We start from the raw sequence: 26,999 nt of genomic DNA on the forward strand, positions 1-26,999 counted from the left end.
CAATATATCCAGTTCTACAATTACAAACGCAGACATTCAGCAATAGATTATAAGACGCCACATCAAAAATATAATGAGTTAAAAAAAGCGGCTTAAAATCTCTCCAGAAATACTTGACCATTACAAACAAATATTTGAAACAACAAATTGGCTTGCTTTGGCATACCAGCCATCTGACAAGCTATGGCACCATGAATAAGCTCTGCACTGTCTTGTGGGATCGCATTTAGGAATGTGAGAGCTTCACTACCTTCTTCACCAAACGCTTCATGTAAGTTGGCAGCATTGGCAAATCGTCTGATCTCATTAATATCATCATAAGGCTCTGCAGCTATTGACTCAAATAATGATGTAAATATCTCTGCACCTTCAAGCTGCTCAGTCTCAAGTATTGACTGACTATCATCAACTTTCGAAAGCGCTTTGGCTAAAGACTCTTCATTAGTGCCTTCTGGGAGAAAAGGTTTAACGGCTGAATCTTTTTGAGTAAGCATGTCGAATGACTGCAAGCTGGCTAAAAAATCGGCTTTCAGCTTTTGATTAGCATGTTCTGACGAATTTAAAATATTAACCATTTGCAACTTCAGCGCTTCAGGCATTTCGGTTAGAAGTTCTTCTAGCTGATTATCGACTTCAGACTTGTGAGGTTTAGTTTGTTGGTTAGACTCTTTATTGAGGTTCATTACACAATACTTCCATGTTTTAGCTTTAATAGAAAACTATTGGAAATACGCTTAAATGTCCATGATTGGGTTCAAACTATCGAAAAGCGGAGTGTTGAAGAATGCTTAAAAAAAAATTCCAAAAAAGTGGTTTCCAGAGGCGGCACATAGGCGGCACAACTTTTGACGATTTTATTAAGTGCTTGATATTTAAAATAAAAAGAGGTGTTATGGTCTCCCCACAGGGACTCGAACCCCGATCGGCCGCTTAGGAGGCGGCTGCTCTATCCTGTTGAGCTATAGAGAGACCCAGTGATTATACTGAGTTTATAATCGAATTAAACCTTTTATATTTAATTGCTTGATTAATAACCAACTAATTCATAATCGCCTTACTCTTAGCACTTAGCACTTAGCACTTAGCACTTAGCTCTTGAGTCTGAATTATTAACTTCTTAGAGCTAATCATTAATTCTTAATCGCAATATCATTTACTTGAATATTATCTGCACTGTCGATGCCGTCGAATATTGCGGTTGAGCTGTCTTCGGTAACTTGTTCGATAACCACATTGGCACGACTTTTAGTGGCGATGGCACGCATGGAATTAAATCTGTCTGGGATATTCTTTTGTAATACGATTTGGAACTTATCACCCATTTTAACGCCATTTTTACGGCCTAAATTGATGATAATACGATCCCCTTGCCTGGCGACAATTTGGCCTAATAATGGACGACAGTTTAACTGCTTATCCAGCGACATCACGCTTTGCTGTAAAATATCGCTGATCGCCTGACCATAAGATGACCGCCAAAAGCGCTGGTTAGCAGGTGAGACGATTTCTTGTCTTTCAAATTCCCAAGGCGCTGAGGTGGCGAATGATTCTGACCACACCACTTCACCGCTGATCCCGTGGTAAAGGGTTAATTTAAATATAAACTGTCTTAACGGATCATCCTCGACAAAGCCCATATAACTGCTTTGAGCAGGTTCGGTCGAAATATCAATGATTTCAGGTTGCAGCAGATATTGGCTGTCGGTGATTTCGCCTAACCAACTGGGAATACGATATCCTTTAAAGTTGACCAGTTGATTGATGTTATCAATTTTTTCATCGGCATGTAGTCGTGCAAAACTGTATCGCGACTGTGCATTGATAGCTTTACCTAATTGCTCGGTGATCCGCTCTTCAAAGTGAGCTAATTGACCATAACGCAACTGTTCGCGTTCTTGTAAATAGGCTTGTGGCAACATAATCGCGGCTTTAAGTGATTGGCTTTTACATTGAACGTTAGGTTCTTGTTCGCTGAGTTCAAGCTGTAATACCACGGTGATGGTGTGTTGGCTGATCATTTCACTCATTAATTCAACGTTATTGGCCGATCCCATCCGCTGAATTTGAAAGGTATCTTGAGTAAGCCGACCTTGGTTGACTTGTTGTTCGCTGGAAAAGTTAACCCCGGCTTTTAAACTGGCGTAATTTAATGCTTGGCTTATAGCGTCTTCACGGGCTTTATCTATATCGCCATTCACGATTTTAGCCTTACCAGTTACTTCAATTTGTTCAGCCAATACCGACGACGTTACACACAATGCACTCACGCATAGCATTGCTATTACGGCAAGGTGATTAAAGGTTTTTGTTCGGATAACAGGGCTGTGTCGGATCAACATACAATGTCCTAATGTCAAAAAATCGTCTATTTTGCACAATTGTGTAAATTCAGCTTACTCTATTTTAATCAAAGCAAAAATTGTGCCGACTCACTATATTAGTGGTTATTTTCGATGTTGCACTATTACAGTAAAGCTTTGAACGCATTTGCCGATATAAAGACACCAATAATAAAGAGTACATAATTGGCCTTAGTTATCGATGGACAAGGCGATTAAATGACTCATTTATACCAAGACTAGCGGCATTATTTGTTAGAGGAATTATTATGATTAACAGGCTTTTTATCTCCACGGTCATGCTTGCGTCGTTATCGTTAGCGGCATGCACCCAAACGCCTAATGCTGCCAATAACCTTGCCTTTAGTAATAACGGTAAATTTGTCAAAACCGTCGACGAAGATGAGGTTTATCACGATAAACTGGCTTATGATATTCAGGCTGCGGGGATATCACCCAAAGGCCAGGTGAATGTGTGGGCAGAAAAGTTAGTTAACGAGTTAGTGTTACAAAACGACGCCTTGCGCCCAGATCAACCACTGCTGATTTCTACGCCAGTGATGACCAGTAATTTAAATGCAACCAATGAATTAGCATTACAGTTACAACAAGGATTACTCGCGGCATTCCACGCTCATGAATTTAACTTAGTCGATTTAAATGTGGCGACAAATTTGCGCGCCACAGAACAAGGCGAGTTTATGTTGAGCCGCAACTGGGAACTGTTACGTGCAGATTTACCGGTTTCACACGTATTAGTGTCAACCATGACCCTCACCCCTGAAGGAATTGTGTTTAACGGCCGAGTGGTTAATGTGACCAATAATCGCGTCCTTTCAGCGGTGCAATCATTTGTGGCAGCATCGAGTTTGTCGGGTTATTTACAACCCTCTGAACTCATTGAATCACGCAATGGTTTACTGTATCGCCACGAGAATAAGGGCGACAGTCGTTACACCGTATTAGGAGATAAGCTATGAAGTCGTTGATGTTAATTATGCTATTGCTGCTCACTGGCTGTGTGAGCAAAGATAAATATGTTCAGTGGGAAACCGAAGCGCCAGCCTCGTTCCCAACGCTAACGGCAATTGGTTATGCCCCGTTGGCGACTCAGCCCAGTAAAGAGCCATCACATCGTATTTTAATGGCGATGCAAGCTTCAAAAATTGCCGCTTACCGAGAGTTGGCTGAGCAAGTATATGGACAAAAAATTTCGGCTAATAGCGACGTAAGTGAATGGTTACTAACTGACGACAACGTTAAATCTAGCGTGAGTGGTATTATTCGCGGCGCTAAAGTGGTTAAGACCTACCCTTCTGGTGAGTTTTATGTCACGGAGCTAGCTCTGGACTTTAAACAAGTATGGCAGTTGTACGAACAACAAAATCGTCCTAAACGCGTAAAAGAAGTTACTTACTTTTAATTGAACGTTTACGCTAACTTGTTGATATAAAAATGCCGCTGATATCAGCGGCATTTTTATTATATTAGGTTAACACTTATCATTAAAACGTCAGTTTAAACACTAAACCTAATGCTGCTTGGTTTTCCATGTCTTCCGTAACGTCTGGGTAACTTAACTCCATTTCGCCACCAAAATAATAACCTGCGTACGCATTAAGGCTAACATTACTAGTTGCTTGCCAGCCTGCGCGAGCAAAGCCTACCCATTCTTCTACTTCAATGGTTTTGTCATCATCAGCAATTAAAAAACGTTCTGTTCGCATTGAGCTACCCACACCGAAACTCCAGTCACGGTTATACTGATAACTTAACTCTAATCCTGCAGGACCACTAAAACCAGCTTGGAACGGGTTAGCAAGTACCCACTTCTCGTTTATCTGCCAACGCACGGCTAAGTAAGGTACGGTGCGCACTTCTGAAATATCATTTAAGTATGCAACACCAAAGCCGAGCATATTGCCGGAATCAAAGCGGTACATGCCCGAGGCAACGACACCATAACTTTGCGCATTTGAAGATGATGCAGTATCGGCATAGGCGTATTGCAGTTTGGGGGCTATAAGAAACATCCAATGATTATCAAGACGGTAAGATAACGATAAACCAGCACTGTACTGATGTATGGTTGACCAAGGTTCAGTACTGCTGCGTAACAGAGTGTTTTGGTTCATATCCCAGTCGTAATCGAGATTATCGTAGCCTAGATTTGCCCCAATTGACCACTGACGATTGAGTGGCATGCTGGCCGAAAAACTGGTCTTCCAAGCATCACGTTGTAACTGATTAGGGTTATTGCTATCAGCCCCAACATTAGCGGTACCCGTTGATGTACGAGCCACAGTGAGCGAAAATGGTGAACGTTCTGGCGCTGCTAAAGCATGCTGACTTAACAACAGTCCCGATGCTAGCAAAATTGACAAAGCTGATGTACTCAATGATTTTGGCTGAATTACGTTAACGTTATAAAGCGTCATATCAATCTGCTTCCCTTCAAATAATGAGATAAGTTAGCTATTAACTTGGCTTAACTGCACCTTGGCTTAATAGCACGTTGGGTTAATAGCACCTTAGTTTAATTACGATAATACTGTTATCGCGCCAATTAAGTTCAACTTTTATTGGCTTATTTTACGTCTACTTGGTGGGCTCGCAAAAACATCTCGGCAGTATCTTGTAAATATTGTTGCCTAGTTGTCAGTAAATCACCTATCTCTAATCCTAGCTCTAAACGTAATTTTAGTTCGCCAAATAACATTAAACACAATCTAACTGCGCTTTCGTGCGGATTTTCAAAAAAGTATTCGCCATGTTCATTGACCTTTTTTAAGTAATTTCTAATCAGTCCGAGTACGTGCTTGGGACCTGCGTCATAAAACAATCTAGACACTTCTGGGTGAGTGTCTGCTTGAGCTACGCAAGTTTTAAATACTGTCATTGTTTCTTTGCTAACAATCATTTCACCAAATTGCAGAGCAAACTGCAAAATAACCCGTTGTGGATTTGCTGCATCAATTAAAGCTTCGCCAGTGAGTTGATGCACAACACATTTAGACTCAATCGCGGAAACAAACAAATCATCTTTGGAACCAAAATGAGAGTAAACGGTTTGTTTTGATACACCGGCATGTTTTGCCACTTCGTCCATGCTGGTATTAGGAAAACCCTGATGGCAAAAAAGGTCAATCGCAGACTCAAGTACTTGAGCCCGCTTTTGCTCACTGCGGCTCAAACTAACCTGTTCGATGTTATTAAGCGATGTGTGTTTTTTTGTCATGTTGGTTCCGTAAATTAACCCATTAAGCACAATCGAGTGTCAGCGTTACTACTCATTATTTAGCGTTATAGTAACTAAAAATAGACTGGACAGTCTAGTTTTATAAAACTAGACTACCGAGTCTAGTTAACATTTAAGTTACAAGTCACGATTTGCGGTTAATGAGTTCGCTTATTGTTATTAACACTGGTTTTTAAGATAAATCAACATTGGCACAATATATTGCTTTGCAAGGAATAAACTTATGTACGCGTCAAAGACATTCACCCCAATCATTCGATACTGGGCGCTAGGTTTAAGCTTAATCTCATTAGGCGGTTGTGGCTCTGAGGTAAAAGAGCATTCACAAACAACTGAGTACCAAACGGTATTGTCACAGCCTTTATCATTAAGCGACCGTTATCAACACATGCAAACTTATACGGGTACGATTCGCTCGGCCAATACCACCGGAATTGGCTTTGAGCTTGCGGGTAAACTGAATAATATCCTAGTCGACAGTGGCGATACTGTGAGCAAAGGACAAATATTAGCGCAGCTTGATACTGATTTATTAACCGCAGAAAAGCAGCAATTACAAGCCAGTTTATTGCAAACTCAAGCGGATATAGATTTAGCAAAAAGCACCTTAGCCCGTACTCTAAAGTTGAAACAACAAAACTATGTGTCTGAGCAGCAACTCGATGAAACCCAGCAACAAGTTATTAGCTTACAAGCAAACCAAAAGCGTATAGAAGCCAGCTTAAGTGCGACCAATTTGAAAATTGAAAAATCAACCTTAATGGCCCCATTCAATGGAAAAATCAGTCAACGTTTTCATAATATCGGCGAAGTGATTGCGCTAGGCAGTCCGGTTTTCACCTTAGTTGGTAACAGTCAGCCTGTGGCTTATATTGGAGTACCCATTGATATCGCACAGCAGTTAACCGCCGAGCAGATGGTAGATGTCCGTGTAGGTAAGCAAACCTTTATCGCTAAAATTGCCGGTATTAGTGCCGAGGTCAATACCATTAGTCGCACGGTTCAGTTGCGTATTCATTTGCCCGACTCAGCCAGAGTGATCAATGGCGAAATAGCTTATTTGGCGTATCAACAAGACGTGCAAGCACTTGGTTATTGGGTGCCTATGTCGGCATTAACCGATGGCGTGCGCGGATTATGGAACGTGTTTGCCTTAGTTGAGGCTGAGCAAGGTTTTTATACCATTGAGCGCCGCGATGTAGAGATTATCTATACCAATGAACAACAAGCGTATATTCAAGGTGCCATAAAACCAACCGATTTAATTGTATCGCAAGGATTACATAAATTGGTCGTTAACCAGAAAGTCACTCTCGCTCAAGCTGAGAAAACGGGGGCATTATGATTAAAGCATTTTTAGAAAATGGCCGCCTAACCAGTTTATTTATCGCATTATTAATTGTTGCCGGATTAGGTGCCATTTCAAGCCTACCTCGCACCGAAGATCCACATATTACTAACCGATTTTCGTCTGTTATCACTCAATACCCTGGTGCATCTGCAGAGCGGGTTGAAGCACTTGTGACTGAGGTATTAGAGAATCAATTACGCCGTTTAGAAGATTTAAAGCTAGTCCAGTCGACCTCTCGCCCCGGGATTTCGGTTATCCAGCTAGAATTAAAAGACACGGTCACAGAGACGGATCCGGTGTGGTCGCGCGCTCGAGATCTTATCGCCGACAGTAAATCATTGTTGCCAGTAGAAGCACAAAATAGTGTATTAGATGATCAACTAGGTTATGCCAATACCGCCATTTTAGGACTTGTTTGGGCTGACGATAGCCCTGTAAGAACCGATATTCTAAATCGTTATGCCAAAGAATTACAAAGCCGTCTAAGACTGCTCAGTGGTACTGATTTTGTTAAACTTTATGGCGCACCACAAGAAGAGATTTTAGTTGAGCTAGATGGCAATAAAATCAGTCAATTGCATTTAACCCCCGCCAGTATTGCCGCTATTTTAAATAATGCCGACAGCAAAATTTCAGCCGGTGAAGTTAATAACAGCCAATTTAGAGCCTTAGTTGAAGTCTCTGGTGAGTTAGATTCGCAGAATCGTATCCGCCAAGTGCCGTTAAAAGTAGACGACTATGGTCAAATTATTCGCTTAGGGGATGTGGCCAATATTAGCCGCCAAGCCAAGACTCCGGCATCGAGTATCGCTTTAATCGACAGTCAGCAAGGCGTTTTGGTGTCTGCACGCATGCTCAACAATAATCGAGTCGATGTGTGGCAACAGCATGTAAGCAGCGCCATAGATGATTTTTCAGCTAATTTACCGGCCAATATTAAGGTGCAATGGTTATTCGACCAACAAAGCTATACCAGTGATCGATTAGGTGACTTGGTGATTAATCTGCTACAAGGATTTGTGATTATTTTAGTGGTTCTGATGCTAACATTAGGACTGCGCAATGCAGTGATTGTGGCGATATCATTACCATTAACCGCATTATTTACCCTCACCTGCATGAAATATACTGGACTACCGATCCACCAAATGTCGGTAACAGGTTTAGTGGTTGCGCTGGGGATTATGGTCGATAACGCGATTGTGATTGTTGATGCCATTGCGCAACGCCGTCAACAAGGTATGAGCAAACTGGAAGCGGTATCAAAAACCTTACACCATTTATGGCTACCACTAGCAGGGTCGACTATTACCACCATGCTAGCCTTTGCACCTATTGTATTAATGCCTGGAGCTGCGGGTGAGTTTGTGGGTGGCATTGCCATTTCGGTCATGTTCGCCTTACTCGGCTCATATATTATTTCTCATACCATTATTGCTGGCCTTGCGGGTCGATTCAGTCGCAGTGAAAAACCAACGGCTTGGTATCAGCAAGGGATGGCATTCCCAAGAATTAGCCAAGCATTTACCGCCAGTTTACAGTTTGCGTTATCTCGGCCAATACTGACCGCCATCGTAATTGGAATATTACCGATAGCTGGCTTTTTTGCCGCGGGCAAAATGACTGAACAATTTTTCCCTCCGTCTGATCGCGACATGTTCCAAATTGAAGTCTACCTGGCACCTCATGTCAGTATTGATAACACTCTCGAGCAGGTCAAACTGATTGATAAAAAGCTGCAACAGATTGACGATATTATTGCAGCTACATGGGTTGTTGGCGGTAATACGCCCTCTTTCTATTACAACTTAACTCAACGGCAACAAGGGGCAACCAATTACGCCCAAGCGATGATTAAAGTGACCGATTATGCCGCTGCCAATCGGTTAATTTTACAATTACAAAAAGAGTTTGATGCCCAATTTCCACAAGCACAGATTTTAGTGCGAAAACTGGAACAAGGGCCTCCCTTTAACGCTCCGGTTGAGCTGCGAATTTATGGCCCTAATCTTGATACTCTGAAAACATTAGGTGAGCAAGTACGTGGTATTTTAGTCGCCACACCAGATGTGATTCATACTCGTGCCACCCTCAGTTCTGGCGCTCCAAAAGTGTGGTTACAAGTGAATGAAGACGCCAGCTTAATGAGTGGCCTAAGTTTGAGCGACATTGCTAATCAAATTCAAATGGCGACTACTGGGATCATTGGTGGCAGTATTTTAGAGCAAACAGAATCACTGCCAATACGGGTTCGCTTAGGCGACAACAGCCGCGAACAAGCCACTCGTTTAGCCGAGATTAATCTGGTGTCACCATCGGGGTCAGGCATTCCACTATCGGCATTATCTTATAACGAAATAAATGTCAGTCGTGGTGCAATACCCCGTAGAAATGGCGAACGCGTTAATACTATCGAAGCTTATATCACCAGTGGAGTATTACCAGCACAAGTACTCAACGAGGTTAAAGATGCTATTGCTAATTTGTCTATTCCTGCGGGATATCATCTCGAAATAGGTGGTGAAAGCGCAAAACGTAATGAAGCAGTAGGGAATTTACTGTCTAATATTGTGTTGGTTGTAACCTTACTATTAGCAACGGTAGTGCTGTCTTTTAACTCGTTTAGATTAACCGCCATCATTTTACTGAGTGCTTTTCAATCGGCTGGTTTAGGTTTGTTATCCGTGTATGTATTTGGCTATCCGTTTGGGTTTACCGTCATCATCGGTTTGCTAGGATTGATGGGGTTAGCCATTAATGCGGCCATTGTTATTTTGGCAGAGCTTGAGGATATTCCCGAGGCGCGCGATGGCAATTTGGCCCTAATCATTAGCACGGTGAGCAGTTGTGGGCGTCATATTGGCTCAACAACTATTACCACCATAGGTGGCTTTTTACCGCTAATTATCGCCGGTGGCGGCTTTTGGCCACCTTTTGCTATCGCTATTGCCGGCGGTACGCTATTAGCCACCATGTTGTCACTGATTTGGGTGCCGGTAATGTATACCTTGTTGATGAAGCCGAAAGGTATACTGGCTAATCACTCAGTCGCGTAAAGATATAAATTTCATCAGAATTTATCATTACTTATCACTTTTTCGTACTAAATAACGGGTAATTAGTAGTCCTTAGATGTACATTTAAACTCGTATACCTACCTATTGAAAATTAATTGTCATAATAATTATGGAATAGTGCATATGAATTATAAAAATTGGCCTATAGCAAAACAAATTGGCTCACTTGCCATATTGTCTTCTATCGTTATCTTTACCGCTATGTCTTGGTTTTCCTATCAATCGGCATCCACTGTATTGCATGACAAAGCAATTCAAGCGATTAAATCACAAATGCACAGTAATACTCATTTAATTGAACTGCAGTTCAACAGTATGCTGGACTTAGCTAAACGAAATGCCGATGTTCTGCGTACCTTATATCCAGGACAATTCTTGATAGAAGATCGCACCGTTGAGGTGTTAGGAATTAAGACCCCTGTACTAGTCCATGATAATGAGCAAATTAACAATTCAAATAATAACGTAGATCACTTTTCGAAGCTTACAGGCGGAGTCGCTACAATATTTGCTCGCGATAATGATGATTTTGTTCGTGTATCAACATCACTTAAAAAAGCAGATGGTAATCGTGCATTAGGGACGTATTTAGGTATTACACATCCCGGTTATCAGCGTTTGGTTAAAGGCGAAGAGTATGAAGGCTACGCCAAGCTTTTTGGTAAAGACTACATGACAATTTATCGCCCAGTAAAAGATCCCAATGGCAAAGTTATCGCTATTCTTTTTATCGGTTTTGATATCACCCGATCTGTTGCACAAATCCAAAACTCACTTAAACAACTGACTCTTGAAGAATCAGGTTCGTATGTCATCATCCGAAACTCTGATCAACAGATTATCTCTCATCGTGAGTTAACATCAGAAGAACCATATAATGAAACATTGCTCGATGGCCTATCGCTTGAACAGGCACTCACAGATAAAGGGAGTTGGGTTTACAGCTCCTTGTCTAATCAAGAAATGTATTCTTATTCCGTATATATTCCCGGTTGGAATTGGACTTTGGTCGGTTTCGTTCCTGAAAAGGAATTGAGTGATGAAAGCTTAGGCATGTTAAAAATTAACGCCATATTGGCATTGCTAGGCGTAGTTATTATTTCCGTTTTACTTTTTAATGTCATTAATCGTGCAATTAAGCCATTAAAGAACCTACAGAGGCAAATAGCTAAATTAGGCCAAGGGGATCTTTCACAAACTTTCGAACAATGCCCTCAAGACAGCCACAATGAAGTTGATCACATCACCATAAGTGTGGCACAAACGGCTGCAAGTTTAGCAGGATTAATTGAGTCGTTAAAACAGTCTGTCAGCAGCTTAGAAAGCCAAGCAATTCTTAGCCAACAAACATCAAAATTGAATGGTAATGAGGCAAAATCACTGTTAAACCAAACAGAACAGATTGCGACAGCTATCGAAGAAATGTCTTCTTCTATTAAAGATGTAGCGCAGAATTCGAGTCAAGTTGCCCAGCAGGCGCAAGAAATTGATGGCGCATCAAACCAAGGACATACACAGTTAACTCAGGCGGTTACAGAACTACAATCCTTGCGTGAACAACTTATTCAAAGTCAAAAAAATATTGAAAGCGTCAACAATGAAACTCAAGCCATCAGTCAGGTTACAGAAGTCATTAACGGCATTGCAGACCAAACTAATTTACTCGCCTTAAATGCCGCAATTGAAGCAGCCAGAGCGGGTGACCAAGGTCGTGGTTTTGCTGTTGTTGCTGATGAAGTTCGCTCATTAGCACAAAGGACACAACGTTCAATTAGTGAGATAGGTACGACTATTAACAAATTACAACAGCAGGTAGAACACACAGCAACACAAATGATCCAGTGTCAGCAACTGGGTGAGTCATCAGCGGTACAAGCTGATACAGTTAATAATCAACTCACACTGATTAATCATAATATCGGCGAAATGGCAATATTTTCATCTAGTATTGCCAGTGCCACCAAACAGCAAAGTACGGTAGCAGATGAAGTGTCACGCAGCTTACATACTATTTCTACACTTGCACAAAATAGTGATGAACGGGCAACAAAAGCGGTAAGTGATTCAGAGCAATTAACCAAACTTGCGCACAGTATCAAACAACAAATAGGTGTATTTAAAGTGGTTTAACTAAGTGGGATTTTAGCAGACCAGTACTCAATCTACTGAGTGCTGGTTAATTATCTTAATCGCTTAGTTGAGCAACGATAATCGTCACAACGAAGATTTGCGACTTAGGTAATACAGGTTCATGCTTAATGTTATTTCACGACAGTAGTTTACGACAAAAAACAAAAATATCCCATTAAGCTGCCGACATATGAATTAAGAATGATGACAGCTTAATAAACGAACCTAATTATCTAAATTTCAGCTTATGTGGCTAAGTTAGGTAAGATAATTGGCAGCTGACCTCTAATCGAGTCGATGTCCTGCTTTACAATATCTTTATCTATTTCCAGCGTAACAACTTTAGTGACGTTAGTGCTCATTTCTTTGCGTAAGTTACCTAGAAAATGAGGCGCGGCAACAACAATCAATTGGCTAAATTTGTGCGCATTATATTCAGCCTCAAGGTATCGACAGATCTCCCTGGCAAATTCGACAGCCTCATTCTTTTTAGGCTCTGTTTTCCCCCCGACAGAATGATGACTATTGGTTGCTCCTCCAGCCTGACGGCCTGGTAGATCTGAGGTTAGTTCCTGTTCATGCTGCTGTGCTTCGGGATGGATCATACTCTTAATCTCAATTAATGTAGATTTTGCTGTTTCTGCGTTAAATAGACGTGCATGTGCGCTATCCGCGACTAAAATCCAACTGCTCATTATATATCTCCCGTTAAGTGCATTATTAACAAATTGCCATGTTCAAAAAACAAACAATTAGCGTTAATTAATTATAGACAATATTTCTGTTAACACTTGGGAATTGAACTGTATTTCCTGGTATCTTTGAATAAAAATCTTACTTAGCAGTGGCGAGTTTACTATATATTTTTTGGCTTTTTAAAAGGCGGCGACTGAACATAAAATTGGCTTTGTTAACAGCCACTAAGTAACAAGCTAATGAGTGCTAGATTGAGTCATAAGTTAAAACCGGTCGATTTTAGTTTTGTAAACAAGATGAGTAGCCAATAAAAAACCGCTTTATTACTAAAGCGGTTTTTTTATATCAAACGATATAACGTTTATAGTTCGTTGTTACGATCCATATTTTCAGTATTCTCAAGCCATAACGCGTTGATGATACCGAATGAACACGCTAACAATACCCCTAAAATCCACGCAAAATACCACATAGACGTTGCTCCTTAATTTAGTAAAGTGAGCTTTTGTTGTTTTCAACATACTCACGATTTAAGCGGCCGTACATCTTGTAGTAAGTCCAAATGGTGTAACTTAATACTGTAGGTACGAAGATAATAGCGGCAACGGTCATCACTTTTAGTGACATTTGACTGGCTGTAGCATCCCACATTGTTAAGCTGACATTAGGTTCTAATGATGAAGGCATAACAAATGGGAACATTGCTGCACCACAGGTTAAAATGACACTAGCAACCGCAAGCGAACTGAAAAAGAACGCAAATCCACTACGATTTAAACGACTGGCAAAAATCACCAATATTGGCATTAATAATCCTAACACCGGGAATAACATGGTAAGAGGATATTTATCATAGTTGGTTAACCAAGCACCCGCTTCAACCGCCACTGTCTTAGTAGTTGGATTTGACGGGCCAGCAAGGTCGAGGGCTGAGGTAATAACATAACCATCAATACCGTTTACAAGCCAAACCCCTGCAGCACCAAACAGAACCACTAATAGACCACCACAAATTTGCGATGCTTTAGCGCTTCTAACGCGCAGCTCTCCGTCGGTCTTCATTTGTAACCATGTAGAGCCTTGCATTATCACCATAGTGACACTCACAAGACCGGCTAATAAGCCAAACGGATTCAATAAACCCAACAGACCGCCATGATAAGTGGCGCGTAAATATTCATCAAAGTTAAATGGTACGCCTTGAAGCAAGTTACCAAATGCCACACCAATGATTAACGGTGGTACAAAACTGCCGACAAATAATGCTCTATCCCATGACTTACGCCATCTTGGATCTTCAATTTTAGAGCGATAATCAAAACCGACTGGACGTAAAAACAATGCAAATAGTACTAGCATCATTGCCACATAAAAGCCCGAAAACGATACCGCGTAGACCATAGGCCAAGCAGCAAATAATGCACCACCCGCCGTCACTAGCCATACTTGGTTACCGTCCCAATGTGGTGCGATAGTGTTAATCATAATACGGCGTTCAGTATCATCTTTACCAATAACGGGTAACAATATACCTACGCCCATATCAAAGCCATCTGTCACGGTAAAACCAATCAACAGCACGCCGATTAACGCCCACCAAATAAATCTTAATACTTCATAATCAAACATAATCAGGTCCTCAGATTAAGCATCTTGGGTTTCGAAATGGTAACGGCCGGTCTTTAAGCTGCTTGGACCAAGACGAGCAAACTTATACATCAAGTAAGCCTCTATCACCAACAGGATGGTATAGAACACCGTAATCGAAATAATACTGAACCAAAGATCCGCCGTCGTTAAACTAGACGCCGACATGAATGTTGGTAGCACTTCAGAAATGGTCCAAGGTTGGCGACCAAACTCTGACACAAACCAACCAGCTTCAATGGCTACCCATGGAAGTGGCAAACTGTAAAGAGCAGCACGAAGTACCCACTTTTTCTCGGCGATTTGATGACGAGTGCTTTGCCAGAAGGCGGCAGCAAACACCAATAGCATTATCATCCCAGAGCCAACCATTAAGCGGAAACTCCAGAACATAGGCGCCACGGTAGGAATTGAGTCATAAGACGCTGCAATAATTTGCTCTTCAGTCGCATCCACCACTTTGTCGGTATAACGCTTAAGTAAGAAACCATAACCTAGATCGATTTTAGTTGCTTCAAATTGCTCTCTAACCTCAACCGATTTATCACCAGCACGTAATTTTTCAAGTAAAGCATACGCAACCATACCGTTACGAATTCGTACTTCGTGATCTTTAATAAGATCCTTAATACCGGTTACTTCTCCATCTAAAGAACGTGTCGCAATGATACCCATCGCATATGGGATCTTAACGGCGTAATCCGTGTGCATAGTTTCTTGGTTAGGGAAACCAAATGCAGTAAAGGCTGCTGGTGCAGGTTCCGTGTGCCATTCAGCTTCAATTGCCGCTAATTTAACACGTTGGACTTCACCGACTTCATAACCCGATTCATCACCTAACACGATGACCGATAAAATAGATGCCATACCAAAGCTTGCTGCAATAGCGAATGAGCGACGAGCAAAAGGTAAATCTCGGCCTTTCAATATGTAATATGAGCTAATGGCAAGTACAAACATGGCACCGGCAACATAACCAGATGCGACGGTATGAACAAACTTAACTTGCGCGACGGGGTTAAATACCACTTCGGCAAAATTGGTCATTTCCATACGCATGGTTTCGTAGTTAAACACCGAGCCCACTGGATTTTGCATCCAACCATTTGCGATCAAAATCCATAAAGCTGACATATTAGAGCCAAGAGCGACAAGCCAAGTGACGACTAAATGTTGGCGTTTGCTGAAGCGATCCCAACCAAAAAAGAACATCCCGACTAACGTAGACTCAAGGAAGAATGCCATTAAGCCTTCAATCGCCAGAGGCGCGCCAAAAATGTCACCTACGTAATGAGAATAGTAGGACCAGTTAGTACCAAACTGGAACTCCATCGCTAAACCCGTTGTTACGCCTAAGGCAAAGTTAATCCCAAACAACTTACCCCAAAATTTAGTCATGTCTTTATAAACTTGCTTATTGGTCATCACATACAGTGATTCCATAATCGCAAGAATAAAGGCTAAACCTAGGGTGAGTGGAACAAATAAAAAATGATACATGGCTGTCAGCGCAAATTGAAAACGCGATAGCTCAACGACCTCTTCGATAATCATTGGCGACTCCTTACTTCAGTACAACCAAATACGACATAGCAACACTCGGTTACCATAATGATGATGTTATACCTGAAAACGGTAATATTGAAGCAGTGGACAACTCACCAAAGAGTGAAAAATGATAAATTAATCTATTTGCCTGTGTTTTCAAGTCCAGTCCTAAACGCCCTATATCTTACGGTATAATGGCTTGGTAGATCATATTTTTTAATCAAAAATGTGATAAGCATTAGATTTTTTGCATGAATAATTTTTTGACTTAAAAAATCAGTCTTTTACAGTCGATCTCACACCTATTCGATACACATTTGATGTCAGATGGATCACAACTCAACAAGAAACTTGTGGTATTCGTTGTAATAAAAATTGTACAACCATCTCCACCCTATCTTGAGGTATTGACAAAAAATGGATAATTGCTAGGAATAAAAAGCAAGCATGTCTTATTTTTGACAAAACACCCTGCTCACTCAGATTGTTAATAAAAAGTAGTTAAATACACAAAAATTAATATTAGATAAATATTTCTATAATTAACAATACACCACTAAATTCATAAAGCGCTGTTTAAATTAAGTATAAGTAAATTTATTTTAAAAATTAAATTAAAATAATACAATAATTCATTAAATAAACTAATGCCAAACATCATTTTTTCTCGTTTGAGCATACATTAGTTCAATTGTATAATTTGCGCACAATTAAGAAGACGAACACTAAGTAGTGCAATGAGTCGTTGTCTTAATTCCAGTGACCTAACCTAGAGAGAATGTGCTATGACTCAATTATTCGAACATATTGCCAACTTGTACAAACGTGTTTTTACTGAAATGTTTACTGCTAAAGAAGTGAAATAAGCGAGCTCACGTTTTTATCTATACCGTGTTTAGTGAATGTTTTTGTTAGCGCAGAAATAATATTAAGCGGTAATCGTTATGATCCAAGGATAACGAATCAGAAAACCCCATAGAATAAATCTATGGGGTTTTTCTTTATCACGACAACATAAAATCAGCAGCGCTAAACAAATTGAAACCAATAAAAAAGGCGACTCAAAGGAGTCGCCTTTTGCTTTATAAATTAAGTGTTTTAGCTAAATCAAGTGCTTTAGCTAAACTAAAAATTTAATTTGCGATTAGCCGATTTTCACTCGTGCATTACGGAACATGCGCATCCATGGGCTATCTTCACCCCAGTTATCTGGATGCCATGAATTAGCAACAGTTCTAAATACTCGTTCAGGATGCGGCATCATAATGGTTACACGACCATCTGTGGTACAAATACCCGTTAAGCCATTGGCTGAACCATTTGGATTTTCTGGGTACTGGGTGGCAATTTGACCATGACCATCAACATAACGCAGTGCAATAGTGCCCGATGCTTCTGCATTTGCTAACGCTTGAGCATTAGCAAATTCCACTAAGCCTTCACCATGCGATACAGCGATAGGCATACGAGAGCCAACCATACCGTCAAAAAATACCGATGGATTTTGTTGCACTTCAACCAAACTGAATCGAGCTTCAAAACGCTCTGAGCGGTTACGTACAAAACGCGGCCAATGCTCACTTCCTGGAATAATTTCTTTCAGATTAGATAACATCTGACAACCATTACACACGCCAAGGGCGATGCTTGAATCACGTTCGAAGAAACGGCTAAACTCATCGCGAGCACGGTCATTAAACAGAATCGACTTAGCCCAACCTTCACCAGCACCTAACACGTCACCATATGAGAATCCGCCACAAGCCACTAGGCCTTGGAATTCTTCAAGGCTAATACGGCCAGATAAAATGTCCGACATGTGCACGTCGCGGCTTTCAAAACCGGCACGGTCAAAAGCTGCTGCCATTTCAACATGAGAGTTAACGCCTTGCTCACGTAAAATAGCCATTTTAGGGGCAGCGCCTTTAAGAATATAAGGTGCAGCCACATCTTCACTTGGATTAAAGCCTAATTTAACCGTTAATCCTGGCGCATCAGCTTGTTGTTTAAGCTCATACTCTTCACGCGCGCATTCTGGGTTGTCACGTAGCGCTTGCATGCGATAGGTCGTTTCTGACCACAAAGTGCGCAGTGCTGTACGACTATCAGCAAATATCACTCGCTCGCCATCGTTAATGCTAATCTTGTCTGCCGCTTGTAAGCCACCAATGTGATGACACGTGACACCTTTAGCCTCAAATTGTGCAGCAATGGCTTTGGCATCAACAGCACTGACTTGAATTACAGCACCAATTTCTTCGTTAAATAAACGCTCTAAATCAGTACCATTCAAGCTGGCTAAATCAATCATTAACCCGGTATTACCGGCAAAGGCCATTTCCACTAAGGTGGTAAATAAACCGCCGTCGCTACGGTCGTGATAAGCCATAACCGCTTGCTCGGCGACTAACTGCTGCATCACTTCAAAAAAGCCCGCTAAGTTAGCGGTTTTATCTAATGTGGGTGCAATATCGCCTAACTCACTATAAACCTGCGCTAAACAAGAACCGCCTAAACGATTTTGGCCATTGCTTAAGTCCAGCATTAATAATGCACTGTCACCTTTATCATCACGAAGTTGCGGCGTTACCGTTTTACGAATATCTTGCACCACACCAAAAGCGGTGATGACTAACGACATAGGCGATGTGACGGATTTGTGAGTACCATTTTCTTCCCATGCGGTTTTCATCGACATGGAGTCTTTACCGACAGGAATCGTGATACCGAGTTCAGGACAAAGGTCTTCACCAATCGCTTTAACCGCCTGGTATAAACCCGCATCTTCGCCTGGATGACCCGCTGGAGACATCCAGTTAGCAGAAAGTTTAATACGCTTGAACGAGCCAATATCGGTACCGGCAATGTTCATAATCGATTCGGCAACTGCCATACGAGCAGAGGCGTCGAAATCGAGTAATGCTAACGGAGTACGCTCACCCATCGACATCGCTTCACCGCAGTAGCTGTCATAACTTGATGCGGTTACTGCACAGTCGGCAACAGGAACCTGCCATGGACCCACCATTTGGTCGCGATTAACTAAACCAGTGACGGAGCGATCACCTATGGTGATAAGGAAGGTTTTGTCAGCCACGGTTGGCAAGGTTAAAATGCGCTTAACGGCATCGTTTAGCTCAATTTTAGTTTGATCTAACGCTGGCGATACTGCTTTGGCAGTCACCACATCACGGCTCATTTTAGGCGCTTTACCTAATAAAACTTCAAGCGGTAAATCAATCGGCTTGTTATTAAAGTGACTGTCGGCAAGCGTTAAATGCATCTCTGCAGTTGCTTCACCAACCACCGCAAATGGCGCGCGTTCACGGGCACAAATATCAGCAAATTGTTGTAAGTTCTCTGGTGCAACCGATAACACATAACGCTCTTGAGATTCATTACACCAAATTTCAAGCGGGCTCATGCCTGGCTCGTCAGAAGGAACATTACGTAAATTGAATACCCCACCGCGATCAGCATCATTCACTAACTCAGGGAACGCATTAGATAATCCACCAGCGCCCACATCGTGAATAAATTGAATTGGGTTGGTGTCACCTAACTGCCAGCAGCGGTCGATAACTTCCTGACAACGACGTTCCATTTCTGGGTTTTCACGTTGTACAGAGGCAAAATCTAAATCTTCGCTAGACTGACCAGACGCCATAGAAGATGCGGCGCCGCCACCTAAGCCAATGTTCATTGCCGGTCCACCAAGCACAATAAGCTTAGCGCCAACGGTAATCTCACCTTTTTGAACATGTTCTTCTCGGATATTGCCTAAGCCACCGGCAATCATAATCGGCTTATGATAACCACGCACTTCAACGCCATTGTGGCTAGAGACTAATTGCTCGTAGGTGCGGAAATAACCGGTAATGGCAGGACGACCAAATTCATTGTTAAATGCTGCGCCGCCAAGAGGGCCTTCGAGCATGATTTCTAACGGAGTGACGATACGATCTGGTTTACCGTAATCCCCTTCCCATGGTTGTACAAAACCAGGAATTTTCAAGTTAGAAACAGTAAAACCAGATAAACCTGCTTTAGGTTTAGAACCTCGGCCAGTCGCACCCTCATCGCGAATTTCACCACCAGAACCAGTAGCAGCGCCAGGATATGGGCTAATAGCGGTTGGATGATTGTGAGTTTCTACTTTCATCAATATATGCATTGGTTCAGTGTGATAGTTATAAACACCATCGGGATCAGGGAAAAAACGACCCGCTACCGGACCCGTCATCACTGCGGCATTATCTTTGTAAGCTGATAACACGTAATCTGGCGTGACTTCAAAAGTGTTTTTAATCATTTTGAACAATGATTTTGGCTGTACTTCGCCATCGATTGTCCAGTCTGCATTGAAAATTTTGTGGCGACAATGTTCCGAGTTTGCTTGAGCAAACATCATTAGTTCGATGTCGTTAGGGTTACGCTTTAAACGAACAAAATTTTCAATTAAATAGTCAATTTCATCATCGGCAAGGGCCAAGCCTAGCTTAATATTGGCCACTTCTAAGGCGCGGCGGCCTTCAGCAAGAATATTCACACTGCTAAATTTTGCTGGTTCTGTACGAGCAAATAATATTTCAGCAGCTTCAAACGCCGGCAGCATGACTTCGACCATGCGGTCATGCAATAAACCTTGCAGTAGTTTTTGCTGCTCGGCTGTTAATACTGACGCTTCAACATAATAAGCAATACCACGCTCAAGACGGTTAACTTTGCCTAAGCCACAGTTGTGGGCAATATCAGTAGCTTTAGAAGACCAAGGAGAAATAGTGCCAGGACGAGGAGTAACAAACAGTAAAGTGCCTTGTGGGGCATGAGACTCAATAGCTGGGCCATAAGTAAGAATAGTTTCTAACTGTAGACGTTCATTATCATCTAGTGGTTCACTCAAATTAGCTAAATGTACATATTCAGCATAAATTTGCGATACAGGAAGCGCTGCGTTTTCGCAAGCCTCCATGAGTTTTTGAACTCTAAATGCAGATAGTGCTGGGGCTCCGCGAATGATTTCCATCACGTCTATTCACCTTTATAATATAGGAGGATCAGAATTGGCGCTATTATAGGGAATTGCACACTACAAATCACCTTCAAGCGCAGGTGAAAACAGTGTTTCCTGATAGGGAAAATATCCCATTCAAGTAATGCTAAAATGAATAACATAAACACTTTACCTTTTAACAAAAAATAACCACTAAATGCTGCTTATTTACTCAACTATAGGCGTTTAGGAAAACTACTGATAAAGTAAGCAAAAAATAAGCTAACTCCCCTACATATTTAAAGGCTATTCAACCGGTATTTCATTCGTTTTTACACATCACTCTGGTGACATTAACGAAACAACTTAAGATAACCAATTAATAAATATGATCAAAACCTTATTCATAATCTTACTTTGCGGGATATTATCCGCCTGTCAACCTGTTGATATTCAAGATGTTGATATTGCTGCCCCTGCACCTAAGCGTACCGTATTAAAGGTAGGGACATTATATGGCCCGCAGATTTATCTTAATTCAGAACAGGGTGAAAGCGGATTCGACTTCGAAATGGCGCAGCGCTTTGCTGACTATTTAGCCGTTCCTTTAGAAATGATCCCGTACACCAATCGCAAGCAATTATTCGCGGCATTAAAAGAAAACAAGATTGATATTATTGCGGCTGGCATCGCTAAAACCCCTAACCGTAGTCAACAATTTAAGCTCGGACCCACCTTATATAAAGTCAACCAAGTATTGGTTTATAAGGAAGGCACTCCGGAGCCCAAAGATATTAGTACTCTGTCAGGTGAAATTACTGTCATGGCTAACTCATCTTCAGTCAATACCTTAACTAAATTACAAAAAGACTATCCTGAGTTGATGTGGAATCAAGTCAACGACAAAGACAATGAAGAACTGTTTGCATTAATTGCCAACGGTGAATTGAACTACACCATTTCAGATTCAAATAGTTTATTGATCAATCAGCGTTTTTTACCTGAACTACGCGCGGGGATGATTTTAGAAGAAAAGGTCGAAGTGGTGTGGCTATTACCGCCGAATAACAGCGACCGTTTAATGAGTAAACTATTGGCTTTTTGGCATAAAGAAAGACGTGCGGGTACGCTGGAGCATTTGAACGAGAAGTATTTTGGCCATGTTAAGCGTTTTGATTACGTTGATACTCGTGCCTTTATCCGCGCAATTGATAACATTCTGCCCGAATATCGTAGTTTTTTCGAGCAGTATTCTGGAGAGTTAGATTGGCGTAAATTAGCGGCTGCTAGTTATCAAGAATCACACTGGAACCCGAGTGCTCGCTCACCTACAGGGGTGAGAGGTATGATGATGCTAACCCAACCTACAGCGGCTTATGTTGGTGTAGATGATCGCTTAGATGCAGAACAAAGCATACGTGGTGGGGCATTTTATTTAAAAGACATGATGGAGAGATTGCCTGACACCATCTCTGAAGCTCAACGGATCTGGTTCGCACTGGCTTCCTATAATATCGGTTTAGGTCATGTTGAAGATGCACGACGATTAACTGAATCAATGGGAATGGATCCTAGCGCATGGCGTGATGTCAAAAAAGTATTACCTTTGCTGCAACAATCTAAATATTATAAACAAACTCGATATGGTTATGCCCGTGGTAGCGAAGCTGTTCATTATGTTGACAGTATTCGTCGTTATTACGACACCTTAGTGTGGATCGATAATCAAACCCAAAAGTTGGAGATTATTGAAGAACCTCAACAAATTGAAATCATTGCTGAAGACGCTTCAAAAAATATCCATGAAGCAGCACACTAATTTTTGTGCTGACACGATTATCGTCATAAACCTGACCGATAATTGTCACGAATATAAGGTACTATGGTGCTGAATTTATCGTAAGAAAGCATTCTGCTAAAGTATGCGGTTTATCAGTAACCTCGATGAGGTTAGCCAATATTAAGGGATCACGGTATGAGAAGAAGAGCTATAAGCAATACCATGTCACGTCGTCGTGTCATGCTTAAAGTACATAAAAGCCGCATTCAAAATCGTCAACGAGCTCATTTTTTATTGGTACAAACTGAAAATTAATCTTCCGTTAACCACATAAAAACCAGTCACTCAATCAGTCTATTTTATAGCTAACTGTTTGAGTGCTTTTTTTTCTGCTCTACGTCGTTGAAAAAATGCACTTAGCTGCGCACCACACTCTGCTGCCAACACACCTGAACTGACTTCAAGCTGATGATTAAAAACTGGATGTTGTAATAAATTAATCACGCTACCTGCCGCGCCAGTTTTTAAATCATCTGCACCATAAACAACCCGCGCAATACGGCTGTGCACCATGGCACCTGCGCACATAGTGCAGGGTTCTAACGTGACATATAAAGTCGTGTCGAGCATACGATAATTCTCTAACACCTTGCCGGCTTGACGAATACATTCCATCTCGGCATGAGCGGTTGGATCGTGATTCACAATACTTAAATTACAACCACTGGCAATCAATACATCGTCTTTAACCAATACGGCACCCACAGGCACTTCGCCTTTTAGCTCGGCTTGCTCGGCAAGTTGCATCGCTAAACGCATCCACTTTTCATCAATGGCGCGCTGAAGCTGATTCGATTTCTCATTGTGCGCATTAGAAAGTGGGCAAGTATCGCTGGAAACGTGTTTTTTTGGGGTATCTGTCACTCTATAAAACCTAGGTAATTGTCATACGTGGCTATTCTAGCAAATAAAAAAGACGCCGCAGCGTCTTTTTATTTAAAGTAAGGAGTCACGCTACAGCGTTATTCCCATTCAATTGTTGCAGGTGGCTTACCTGAAATATCATAAACCACACGAGAAATCCCATCAACTTCATTGATAATACGATTCGACACGCGACCCAAGAAATCATACGGTAAATGTGCCCAATGTGCGGTCATAAAGTCGATAGTTTCTACCGCACGTAGTGATACAACCCAATCATACTTACGACCATCACCCATTACGCCTACCGAACGAACAGGTAAGAAAACGGTAAAGGCTTGGCTGACTTTATTATACAAATCCGCTTTATGCAGTTCTTCAATAAAGATAGCATCGGCACTGCGCAATAAATCACAATACTCTTTTTTGACTTCGCCAAGTACACGAACACCTAGACCAGGTCCTGGAAACGGATGACGATAAAGCATGTTGTAAGGCAAGCCTAACTCTAAACCGATTTTACGCACTTCATCTTTAAATAATTCACGTAATGGCTCAACTAAACCCATCTTCATATTGGCAGGTAAACCGCCAACATTGTGGTGCGACTTAATCACATGCGCTTTACCGGTTGCACTGCCCGCTGATTCAATAACATCAGGATAGATAGTACCTTGGGCTAGCCATTTGGCATTAGCGCATTTCTTTGATTCTTCGTCGAAAATCTCAACAAACACACGGCCAATGATTTTACGTTTGGCTTCTGGTTCTGCTTCGCCAGCCATCGCATCTAAGAAACGGTTTTCAGCATCGACGTGAACAATTTTGAGTCCAAAATGATCGCCAAACATTTCTAATACTTGATCCGCTTCATTCAAACGCAGCAAACCGTTATCAACAAACACACACGTTAGTTTATCGCCAATCGCACGATGTAATAACATCGCCACAACCGATGAATCTACCCCGCCAGATAAACCCAGAATAACTTCGTCATCACCAATTTGCTTTTTTAAACGCTCAATAGCATCTTCAATAATTGATGATGGCTTCCAATTGGCTTTACAGCCACAAATGTCTAGCGCGAAATGCTCTAGCATACGCTGACCTTGGCGAGTATGCGTCACTTCTGGGTGAAACTGTACGCCGTAAAAACCTTTCTCTTCATTGGCCATAGCAGCAAACGGACAAGTTGCCGTTTTAGCGACGGTCACAAAACCTTCAGGGATAGCAGACACTTTATCGCCGTGGCTCATCCACACATCAAGCAAAGGTTTGCCTTCTTCGCTAACAGCATCTTCAATGCTTTTAAACAAAGCTGATGTGGTTTGCAATTCAATTTGTGCGTAACCAAACTCACCTTCGCCAACGCCTTGAATCACTTTGCCACCCAGCTGCTCTGACATGGTTTGCATGCCGTAACAAATACCCAATACCGGTACACCAGCAGTAAACACATATTCAGGGGCACGCGGTGAATTGTCTGCTGTGACACTTTCAGGGCCACCGGCTAAAATAATACCATTTGGGGCAAACTCACGAATTTGCGCTTCGCTCACATCCCACGCCCATAACTCACAATACACACCAATTTCACGGATACGACGCGCAATAAGTTGAGTGTACTGAGAACCAAAATCGAGGATTAGAATCTTATGATCGTGAATATTACTCATGAATAACCTTTACATATTAATTAAGTGTAATAACTCGCATCCAATTGATGCGGTCAAATTAACGCTAATAAAACGAGGGCGACATAACGTCGCCCTTATCATAATTACGAACGATAGTTTGGTGCTTCTTTGGTAATGGTCACGTCATGAACGTGTGACTCACCCATACCTGCTGAAGTCACTCTTACAAACTGTGCTTTTTCATTTAACTCTTTAATCGTGGCACAACCGGTTAAGCCCATGCATGAACGCAAGCCGCCCATGTGTTGATGAATGATCTCTTTCAACTTACCTTTGTACGGCACGCGACCTTCAACACCTTCAGGTACGAGTTTGTCTGCTGCGTTGTCACTTTGGAAGTAACGGTCAGATGAACCTTGAGTTTGGCCCATAGCGCCCAGAGAGCCCATACCACGGTATGACTTATAAGCACGACCTTGGTAAAGTTCAGTTTCACCCGGCGCTTCTTCAGTACCAGCAAACATAGAACCCGCCATGATGCATGATGCACCTGCAGCTAATGCTTTAGCTAAGTCGCCAGAAAAACGAATACCGCCATCAGCAATAACAGGAATGCCTAAGGCGAGTACTGCTTCAGCAGCATCAGATACCGCAGTGATTTGTGGTACACCGACACCCGTTACAATACGAGTGGTACAAATTGAACCAGGGCCAATACCGACTTTAACGGCGTTAACGCCCGCTTCAACTAGCGCAATTGCACCAGATGCGGTGGCAACGTTGCCGCCAACAATTTGTAAATCAGGGTATTTGGCTCTAGTGTCACGAATACGCTGCAATACGCCTTCTGAGTGACCATGTGATGAGTCAATCAATAACACGTCAACACCGGCTTTTACAAGCGCGTCAACACGCTCTTCATTGCCAGGACCCGCGCCAACTGCAGCGCCCACACGTAAACGACCTAATTCGTCTTTACATGCGTTTGGTTTGCGTTCAGCTTTTTCGAAATCTTTAACGGTGACTAAGCCTTTAAGTTTAAAGTTTTTATCAACCACTAAGACTTTCTCAATACGATGAGAATGCATTAGTTTTTGTACTTCATCTAACTTAGTACCTTCAGTTACTGTGACTAGACGATCTTTAGGGGTCATCATGTCGGCAACGGTTTTGCTCCAATCAGTCACAAAACGCACGTCACGACCTGTAATAATGCCCACTAGTTCGTGTGCATCATTGACTACAGGGTAACCAGCAAAACCATTATGTTCCGTTAATAAACGTAAATCAGTTAAGCTTGTGGTAGGTGTAACAGTAACGGGGTCTTGAACAATACCGGCTTCATAACTTTTAACTTTACGGACTTCTTCAGCTTGTTGCTCAATACTCATGTTTTTATGAATAAATCCTAAACCACCTTCTTGCGCCATCGCGATCGCAAGACGAGATTCAGTCACAGTGTCCATGGCAGCTGACACAAGTGGAATATTTAATTCGATTTTAGTCGTTAAACGAGTTTTAAGAACTGCGGTATTAGGGAGTACGGTCGAGTGGGCAGGAACCAACAACACATCATCAAAGGTTAGTGCATCTTTCAGTAAACGTAGCATGGCAACAT

At 41.8% G+C, this 26,999-nt stretch carries 18 protein-coding genes and 1 tRNA gene; 6 read left to right on the forward strand and 13 right to left on the reverse strand.

Annotated features, from left to right (window positions below):
• Positions 1 to 92: 92 nt before the first annotated feature.
• From H5125_RS07705 to H5125_RS07715, 3 genes are all read right to left on the reverse strand, one after another.
• Entirely contained in the window at positions 93 to 683 is a 591-nt protein-coding gene (locus tag H5125_RS07705) for a hypothetical protein (RefSeq protein ID WP_182743932.1), read from the reverse strand.
• 210 nt (positions 684 to 893) lie between these two features.
• Positions 894 to 969, reverse strand: a tRNA-Arg gene (locus H5125_RS07710).
• Between the two features lie 161 nt (positions 970 to 1,130).
• Positions 1,131 to 2,339, reverse strand: coding sequence for a flagellar assembly protein FlgT (locus H5125_RS07715; protein ID WP_182743933.1), 1,209 nt, complete (start codon positions 2,337 to 2,339; stop codon positions 1,131 to 1,133).
• 269 nt (positions 2,340 to 2,608) lie between these two features.
• Here H5125_RS07715 and H5125_RS07720 point away from each other — a divergent pair, with 269 nt between their 5' ends.
• The gene (locus tag H5125_RS07720; RefSeq protein WP_182743934.1) at positions 2,609 to 3,319 is read left to right on the forward strand and encodes a FlgO family outer membrane protein; all 711 of its coding nucleotides are present in this window, start codon (positions 2,609 to 2,611) and stop codon (positions 3,317 to 3,319) included.
• Complete coding sequence (locus H5125_RS07725; RefSeq protein WP_011636625.1) at positions 3,316 to 3,762, forward strand: LPP20 family lipoprotein; 447 nt, start codon at positions 3,316 to 3,318, stop codon at positions 3,760 to 3,762. Before H5125_RS07720 ends, H5125_RS07725 begins: the two co-directional genes overlap by 4 nt.
• An 82-nt stretch (positions 3,763 to 3,844) precedes the next feature.
• Here the strand turns inward: H5125_RS07725 and H5125_RS07730 are convergent, their stop codons facing one another.
• On the reverse strand, positions 3,845 to 4,777 hold the full coding sequence (locus tag H5125_RS07730) for a DUF6268 family outer membrane beta-barrel protein (RefSeq protein ID WP_101085452.1): 933 nt from the start codon (positions 4,775 to 4,777) through the stop codon (positions 3,845 to 3,847).
• A gap of 149 nt (positions 4,778 to 4,926) precedes the next feature.
• Positions 4,927 to 5,577: a TetR/AcrR family transcriptional regulator gene (locus H5125_RS07735; protein ID WP_182743935.1), complete on the reverse strand. Its 651-nt coding sequence runs from the start codon at positions 5,575 to 5,577 to the stop codon at positions 4,927 to 4,929.
• A gap of 244 nt (positions 5,578 to 5,821) precedes the next feature.
• Here H5125_RS07735 and H5125_RS07740 point away from each other — a divergent pair, with 244 nt between their 5' ends.
• The 3 genes from H5125_RS07740 (at position 5,822) to H5125_RS07750 (ending at position 12,156) form a co-directional block, all read left to right on the forward strand.
• Positions 5,822 to 6,943, forward strand: coding sequence for an efflux RND transporter periplasmic adaptor subunit (locus tag H5125_RS07740; protein WP_182743936.1), 1,122 nt, complete (start codon positions 5,822 to 5,824; stop codon positions 6,941 to 6,943).
• Positions 6,940 to 10,005 (forward strand): efflux RND transporter permease subunit, encoded by a 3,066-nt coding sequence (locus H5125_RS07745; protein ID WP_182743937.1) that lies wholly within the window; start codon positions 6,940 to 6,942, stop codon positions 10,003 to 10,005. Before H5125_RS07740 ends, H5125_RS07745 begins: the two co-directional genes overlap by 4 nt.
• Before the next feature lie 144 nt (positions 10,006 to 10,149).
• Entirely contained in the window at positions 10,150 to 12,156 is a 2,007-nt protein-coding gene (locus H5125_RS07750) for a methyl-accepting chemotaxis protein (protein ID WP_101085460.1), read from the forward strand.
• A 245-nt stretch (positions 12,157 to 12,401) separates the two neighbouring features.
• On the opposite strand, the gene H5125_RS07755 is transcribed toward H5125_RS07750, so the two are convergent.
• The 5 genes from H5125_RS07755 to purL form a co-directional block, all read right to left on the reverse strand.
• Complete coding sequence (locus tag H5125_RS07755; protein WP_182743938.1) at positions 12,402 to 12,851, reverse strand: host attachment protein; 450 nt, start codon at positions 12,849 to 12,851, stop codon at positions 12,402 to 12,404.
• 362 nt (positions 12,852 to 13,213) lie between these two features.
• Complete coding sequence (cydX, locus tag H5125_RS07760) at positions 13,214 to 13,324, reverse strand: cytochrome bd-I oxidase subunit CydX (protein WP_011636618.1); 111 nt, start codon at positions 13,322 to 13,324, stop codon at positions 13,214 to 13,216.
• 17 nt (positions 13,325 to 13,341) lie between these two features.
• On the reverse strand, positions 13,342 to 14,481 hold the full coding sequence (cydB, locus tag H5125_RS07765; RefSeq protein ID WP_182743939.1) for a cytochrome d ubiquinol oxidase subunit II: 1,140 nt from the start codon (positions 14,479 to 14,481) through the stop codon (positions 13,342 to 13,344).
• 15 nt (positions 14,482 to 14,496) lie between these two features.
• Complete coding sequence (locus H5125_RS07770) at positions 14,497 to 16,053, reverse strand: cytochrome ubiquinol oxidase subunit I (protein WP_162022620.1); 1,557 nt, start codon at positions 16,051 to 16,053, stop codon at positions 14,497 to 14,499.
• A 1,138-nt stretch (positions 16,054 to 17,191) separates the two neighbouring features.
• Entirely contained in the window at positions 17,192 to 21,073 is a 3,882-nt protein-coding gene (gene purL / locus H5125_RS07775; RefSeq protein WP_182743940.1) for a phosphoribosylformylglycinamidine synthase, read from the reverse strand.
• 355 nt (positions 21,074 to 21,428) lie between these two features.
• Here purL and mltF point away from each other — a divergent pair, with 355 nt between their 5' ends.
• Positions 21,429 to 22,859 carry a membrane-bound lytic murein transglycosylase MltF gene (gene mltF, locus H5125_RS07780; RefSeq protein WP_182743941.1) on the forward strand — a complete coding sequence of 477 codons (1,431 nt, stop codon included), beginning with the start codon at positions 21,429 to 21,431 and terminating at the stop codon, positions 22,857 to 22,859.
• Positions 22,860 to 23,174: 315 nt separating this feature from the next.
• Here mltF and tadA read toward each other — a convergent pair whose 3' ends face one another.
• From tadA to guaB, 3 genes are all read right to left on the reverse strand, one after another.
• Positions 23,175 to 23,654, reverse strand: a complete 480-nt coding sequence (gene tadA, locus H5125_RS07785) for a tRNA adenosine(34) deaminase TadA (RefSeq protein ID WP_206780909.1) — start codon at positions 23,652 to 23,654, stop codon at positions 23,175 to 23,177.
• Positions 23,655 to 23,842: 188 nt separating this feature from the next.
• Positions 23,843 to 25,420: a glutamine-hydrolyzing GMP synthase gene (gene guaA, locus H5125_RS07790; protein ID WP_162022616.1), complete on the reverse strand. Its 1,578-nt coding sequence runs from the start codon at positions 25,418 to 25,420 to the stop codon at positions 23,843 to 23,845.
• Between the two features lie 104 nt (positions 25,421 to 25,524).
• Entirely contained in the window at positions 25,525 to 26,991 is a 1,467-nt protein-coding gene (gene guaB, locus H5125_RS07795) for an IMP dehydrogenase (RefSeq protein WP_101085482.1), read from the reverse strand.
• Positions 26,992 to 26,999: the final 8 nt, after the last annotated feature.

Source organism: Shewanella sp. SR44-4 (genome assembly GCF_014163715.1).
GTDB lineage: Bacteria > Pseudomonadota > Gammaproteobacteria > Enterobacterales > Shewanellaceae > Shewanella.

Bases quoted from the DNA above. Each gene is read 5' to 3' on its own strand.
- H5125_RS07755 (WP_182743938.1), bottom strand. From the start codon at position 12,851: ATGAGCAGTTGGATTTTAGTCGCGGATAGCGCACATGCACGTCTATTT.
- mltF (WP_182743941.1), top strand. From the start codon at position 21,429: ATGATCAAAACCTTATTCATAATCTTACTTTGCGGGATATTATCCGCC.
- guaB (WP_101085482.1), bottom strand. From the start codon at position 26,991: ATGCTACGTTTACTGAAAGATGCACTAACCTTTGATGATGTGTTGTTG.
- H5125_RS07725 (WP_011636625.1), top strand. From the start codon at position 3,316: ATGAAGTCGTTGATGTTAATTATGCTATTGCTGCTCACTGGCTGTGTG.
- H5125_RS07740 (WP_182743936.1), top strand. From the start codon at position 5,822: ATGTACGCGTCAAAGACATTCACCCCAATCATTCGATACTGGGCGCTA.
- cydX (WP_011636618.1), bottom strand. From the start codon at position 13,324: ATGTGGTATTTTGCGTGGATTTTAGGGGTATTGTTAGCGTGTTCATTC.
- H5125_RS07730 (WP_101085452.1), bottom strand. From the start codon at position 4,777: ATGACGCTTTATAACGTTAACGTAATTCAGCCAAAATCATTGAGTACA.
- H5125_RS07720 (WP_182743934.1), top strand. From the start codon at position 2,609: ATGATTAACAGGCTTTTTATCTCCACGGTCATGCTTGCGTCGTTATCG.
- H5125_RS07735 (WP_182743935.1), bottom strand. From the start codon at position 5,577: ATGACAAAAAAACACACATCGCTTAATAACATCGAACAGGTTAGTTTG.
- H5125_RS07705 (WP_182743932.1), bottom strand. From the start codon at position 683: ATGAACCTCAATAAAGAGTCTAACCAACAAACTAAACCTCACAAGTCT.
- H5125_RS07770 (WP_162022620.1), bottom strand. From the start codon at position 16,053: ATGATTATCGAAGAGGTCGTTGAGCTATCGCGTTTTCAATTTGCGCTG.
- cydB (WP_182743939.1), bottom strand. From the start codon at position 14,481: ATGTTTGATTATGAAGTATTAAGATTTATTTGGTGGGCGTTAATCGGC.
- guaA (WP_162022616.1), bottom strand. From the start codon at position 25,420: ATGAGTAATATTCACGATCATAAGATTCTAATCCTCGATTTTGGTTCT.
- H5125_RS07745 (WP_182743937.1), top strand. From the start codon at position 6,940: ATGATTAAAGCATTTTTAGAAAATGGCCGCCTAACCAGTTTATTTATC.
- purL (WP_182743940.1), bottom strand. From the start codon at position 21,073: ATGGAAATCATTCGCGGAGCCCCAGCACTATCTGCATTTAGAGTTCAA.
- H5125_RS07750 (WP_101085460.1), top strand. From the start codon at position 10,150: ATGAATTATAAAAATTGGCCTATAGCAAAACAAATTGGCTCACTTGCC.
- H5125_RS07715 (WP_182743933.1), bottom strand. From the start codon at position 2,339: ATGTTGATCCGACACAGCCCTGTTATCCGAACAAAAACCTTTAATCAC.